This window comes from Rahnella perminowiae, from assembly GCF_019049755.1.
GTDB lineage: Bacteria > Pseudomonadota > Gammaproteobacteria > Enterobacterales > Enterobacteriaceae > Rahnella > Rahnella perminowiae.
Map to the genome: position 1 here is coordinate 1 of NZ_JAFMOS010000322.1, position 4825 is coordinate 4825.

Sequence of the window (4825 nt, forward strand, 5' to 3'; positions counted from 1 at the left end):
CATATTTGTATCTCCATTATTGAATAGGCTCATGCTAGCCACATGAATTCATTAAAATATCCGTTGAATCTGCCCTCATCAATTAAAATATTGTGATGTATGTAACGTCCATTTCTGGCACGAATCAGCCCGCTACGTTGGAAAATGTCGGACCAGGGGAAGCCAAGAGCAAATATCTGACTATATGACTGAAAAAGCGTGCTGTGATGCATCGATTTAAAAAGGTCTACACTGTTTATGGCAATTCAAAAGTCATCGTTACTTTTCATGGAGAGTCACGCATGTTTAGTCATGTACACGTCGGAGCCAGAAATCTGAGCAAGCTGGTTTGTTTCTATGAAGCCATACTTTCCAGATTAGGCCTCGTTCAGATCCCTGAGGGAAATGGCGGTAGCGCACAAGGTGTGGGCTGGAAATACCCGGATAAAAGATGGCCTCAGTTCTATGTACAACTCCCTGTGAATGCCCTCCCTTCAACCTGGGGAAATGGTGTTCAGGTGAGTTTCTTAGTGGCCTCACACGCTGATGTGAAAGAGATTTGGGAACTTGCCATTACGATGGGAGGAACCGATGAGGGCCCGCCAGGATTTAGAGAATATGCGACAGATTTCTTTGCCGCTTATTGCCGGGACCCGGAAGGCAATAAGCTTTGTTTTGTCTGCGCACCCGAAGCATAGATACACTCTTCAGGTTTTCTGCTCGGCTGTCCAGGCTCAGTGAGAATCAACGTCAGGGTTTTCTCCGCTACGTTTAGCCCTGTGTTGTACGCTTCAAAGCAGCTACTTTACGTTTTACCTTTCATTTAATGCCCTGCCGCCGGAGCACCTGACGGACCAGAACGACTGAAGGGTGGCCGCGTGAACCAGATAACCACAATCAGCGCCATAAAGCCCCAGCCTAATATCCAGAAGTAATCAATGGTCGACATCATATAGGCCTGCTGCTCAATGGTTTTATCGACAGACGCCATATTCTGCTGGGTGAGCCCGCCCATCTTCTCAATATAATTCACCGCCGCCGGGTTGTACGCAGAGACGCTCTCCGTCAGATTGGCATGGTGGAATATCTCTCTGCGGGACCAAATCCAGGTCGTCAGCGACGAGGCGAACGACCCACCCAGTACGCGGAAGAACGTTGCCAGACCGGAACCTTCGGCGATTTCTGCACCGTTAAGATTCGACAAGACGATAGTGGTCACAGGCATAAAGAAAAACGCCACGCCAATCCCCATAAACAGCTGCACTTGCGCAATGGTGCGGAAATCCACGTCGGTGTTGAACTGTGCACGGATGAGACAGGATGCCCCCATCGTCAGGAATGACAGCGATGCCAGAATACGCAGATCAACTTTGTTGGCATAGCGGCCAATAAACGGCGTCATCAATAACGGCAATACGCCCATGGGTGCGGCGGCGAGCCCTGCCCAAATCGCCGTATAGCCCATCTGAGTTTGCAGCCACTGTGGCAGAATAATGTTGATGGCGAAGAACGCGGCGTAACCCAGCGTTAGCGAGAGCGTGCCGACGGCAAAGTTGCGCTCTTTGAACAAGCGCAGGTTAACAATCGGATGGCGCTCGCCCAGTTCCCAGATGACAAACGACACCAGGGAAATCGCGGAAATGACCGTCATGATGACAATTTGCAGGGAAGCAAACCAGTCGAGATCGTTGCCCTTATCTAATACAACCTGCAGCAACCCAACCCCCATCACCAGCAGCGCAATGCCAATATAGTCAATTGGCACGTGGCTCGTCGTTTCTTCACGCGCACGCAGCTGGGTCCAGACCACGAGAGTGGCAAAAATGCCGATTGGCACATTGATGTAGAAGATCCATGGCCAGGAATAGTTATCGGTGATCCAGCCTCCGGTGATGGGTCCGACGATGGGTGCGACAACCGTCACCATCGACAGCAGCGCCAGCGCCATGCTTCGCTTGATGGGAGGGAAGATCACCAGCAGCAACGTCTGACACATCGGGAACATCGGGCCTGCGAAAAAACCCTGCAGGGCGCGAAAGATGATCAGTTCGGTCATGCTGTGCGCTAAGCCGCACAGGAACGAGCTGAGCGTAAACATCACCACCGAACCAACAAACAACTTTAGCTGCCCGAACCGGCGGGTAAACCAGCCGGTCAGCGGCAGGGCAATGGCGTTACACACCGCAAAAGAGGTGATAACCCACGTCCCCTGGTCCGCGCTGACGCCAAGGTTTCCGGCGATAGTCGGCAGCGCAACGTTTGCAATGGTGGAGTCCAATACCTGCATAAATGTCGCCAGCGACAATGCGAGCACCGCCAGCCACATAGTGGGCGGCGTAAATGCGGCCTTATCTTGCATTACGTCTCTCTTAACGGCTGCCTGTGGCAACCGTTTTGCTGTTGTCATGAAGGATTGTAGCCACCAGTTTGTCCGCTTCCGCCAGTGGGTTTTGATAAACATCCGTGCTGAAACGTGGGGTGCTAACGGTTTGCTGCGGCAGCAAATGGCCGCCGTCGTCGCGGATATCCACGCGGACGTTCATCGACAGGCCAACCCGCAGCGGGTGCTTCTGCATATCGCGCGGATCAAGCGTGATACGCACCGGCAGGCGCTGAACAATCTTGATCCAGTTGCCGCTGGCATTCTGGGCGGGTAGCAGAGAGAACGCACTGCCGGTCCCGATGCCCAGGCTTTCGATAGTGCCGTGGTATTCAACGTTGTCACCGTAAAGATCCGCATTGAGCGTGACCTTCTGGCCCAGGCGCATGGAGTACATCTGACTTTCTTTGAAGTTTGCATCCACCCACACTTCACTCAGCGGCACGATAGCCAGCAGCGTGGTGCCGGAATCCACGCGCATACCCAGCTGCACAGCGCGTTTGGCTACGTAACCGCTTACGGGTGCAACGATGGTAGTGCGGGCGTTGTCCAGGAAGCGCTGGCGCAGTGTGGCAACCGCACTTTTGATTTCCGGATGACTGTCGATAACGGTGTCGTCGACCATTGCAGTATTGGTGCGTAACGCTTCCTGCGCGGCGGCTAAATCGCTTTGTGCACTGGTGACCGCATCACGGTAGTGAGAAAGATCTTCCGAAGAAATAGCGCCGGAAGAGAAAATCTTCTGGCGGCGGGCATAGTCATTTTGTGCCGTTTGCAAGGCGACTTTTTTGGCCGCAACCTGGGCACGGTAGTTATCCGCCGTGCTGTACAAACCCCGAACCTGACGAACGGTGTTCGCAAGGTTGGCTTCCGCCTGTTGGAGAGCGATTTCGGTGTCGCTCGGGTCGAGCAGCACCAGCGGCTGGCCTTTCTGTACAAAGTCGCCTTCATCCACCGTCACTTGTGTCACCGTACCGCCTATCTGCGGCGTAAGCGTGACCTGGTTGCCATTTACGTAAGCATCATCGGTAGATTCATAGAAGCGGGCGTAAAGCAGATACCACGCCAGTATTCCCCCGGCGGCAATCACCAGAATAAAAAACAAAATTATAAAGTTACGTTTGCGCTTGCTACCGCGCTCAACATCTTGGGCAGGTGTGGTTTCCATCTTGTGATGACCTTTTTGAAAACGTTAGCGATGAGGTGCGGTGATGTCGTCCGGGAGCATTTTTGTAATGAGCTCTACCAGTAAGCGGGATTCCCCGGGAGTAAGGCGTGCGGTGAGATTGCCCATGATTGAGGTCTGCGCATCTTTCTCAAAACGTTCGCACAGGGCCTGACCTTCGTCAGTCAACGTCAGAATCACCTGGCGTTTATCCTGCGGGTTCGGGGTGCGTGCAATCAGTTCCCGCTTTACCATGCGGTCAACCATGCGACTCATGCCGCCGGCGTCCATTACCAAATTTTTGCTGATTTCAACAGGGCTGGAGAAACCTCTATGTATATTAATCAATACTTTGAATTGTTGTGCAGTGATATTCGCACCGGCAAAGTACTCGCTGATGATCTGGTCTTTGAACTGGTTCGCGAGATGGATAAGCAAACCAAGGGGTAATTTATCGCCGCTAATAGCGGAAGTATTGTGCATAATATTTGCCTAGTCATTAATTGCAAACAAAACTACTGTCCAGGCATCTATCTGTCAAGGCTGTGTCAAATTAAACGCATTTTTTGTCAGGGTGAAAGTCAGACTTGGGTGTGTTTTGATGTCACTGCTTCAAATCCGGACGCTTACACATAGCGATCGCTTTAGATGACATAACTCCAGGCATACACATTCGAAAAAACACATGTGTTATTGACAATTTTTAAGCAGGGCATACCATAAACGCATTACATAAAGGAGTTCTTATGAACGGTTTGTCTTCACTTGTGTTGTTTAAAAACCTGTCCGATGAAACGCGTCTGTCGATCGTCATGTTGCTCAGAGAAGCCGGAGAGCTGTGTGTCTGCGAAATCATCGGAGTGCTTAACGAGTCGCAGCCGAAAATCTCAAGACACCTGGCTATGCTGAGAGAAACAGGGCTCATTTTAGATCGTCGTGACGGGAAATGGATTCATTACCGCTTGTCACCACACATGCCGGCATGGGCAGCAGCCGTTATCGAACAAGCATTTCTGAGTGACCGGGACAAGATTACTGCACAGGTTAAAAACATCACCCGTAACCAAAACACAACAGGCGGCAAGTCCGTCTGCCTGTGATGCCGGACCGGAAATACATGCGAAAATGCAAATATAAATAACCGCGCTATCCGATGAAAAGCGCCCCGGCGCTGCCCCCGCGGGCAGAAACCGAACGCTATCGCAAAAAGATGTGAGTGACTCAGGGGAAAGATCCGGGTGTACAAGGCAAAGCCCTGTTGCAGGGAGATGAGCCGGTAGGTACTGACCGGCTGAATGTTC

General features: G+C 51.8%; 5 protein-coding genes. 2 read left to right on the top strand and 3 right to left on the bottom strand.

From position 1 onward, the window contains the following. The first annotated feature begins 206 nt into the window (after positions 1-206). Positions 207-677, top strand: coding sequence for a VOC family protein (locus J1785_RS03225; protein ID WP_238483051.1), 471 nt, complete (start codon positions 207-209; stop codon positions 675-677). A gap of 125 nt (positions 678-802) precedes the next feature. Here the strand turns inward: J1785_RS03225 and J1785_RS03230 are convergent, their stop codons facing one another. Genes J1785_RS03230 through J1785_RS03240 form a run of 3 tightly spaced genes read right to left on the bottom strand, consistent with a single transcriptional unit; the run spans position 803 to position 4007 of the window. Further along, complete coding sequence (locus J1785_RS03230; protein ID WP_217139446.1) at positions 803-2338, bottom strand: DHA2 family efflux MFS transporter permease subunit; 1536 nt, start codon at positions 2336-2338, stop codon at positions 803-805. Between the two features lie 10 nt (positions 2339-2348). Continuing rightward, positions 2349-3527: an HlyD/EmrA/EmrK family protein gene (locus J1785_RS03235; protein WP_217218792.1), complete on the bottom strand. Its 1179-nt coding sequence runs from the start codon at positions 3525-3527 to the stop codon at positions 2349-2351. Between the two features lie 24 nt (positions 3528-3551). Next, positions 3552-4007 carry a MarR family transcriptional regulator gene (locus J1785_RS03240; RefSeq protein WP_217218793.1) on the bottom strand — a complete coding sequence of 152 codons (456 nt, stop codon included), beginning with the start codon at positions 4005-4007 and terminating at the stop codon, positions 3552-3554. A gap of 263 nt (positions 4008-4270) precedes the next feature. On the opposite strand from J1785_RS03240, the gene J1785_RS03245 reads away from it, so the two are divergent. Then, complete coding sequence (locus tag J1785_RS03245) at positions 4271-4624, top strand: metalloregulator ArsR/SmtB family transcription factor (RefSeq protein WP_129991382.1); 354 nt, start codon at positions 4271-4273, stop codon at positions 4622-4624. Positions 4625-4825: the final 201 nt, after the last annotated feature.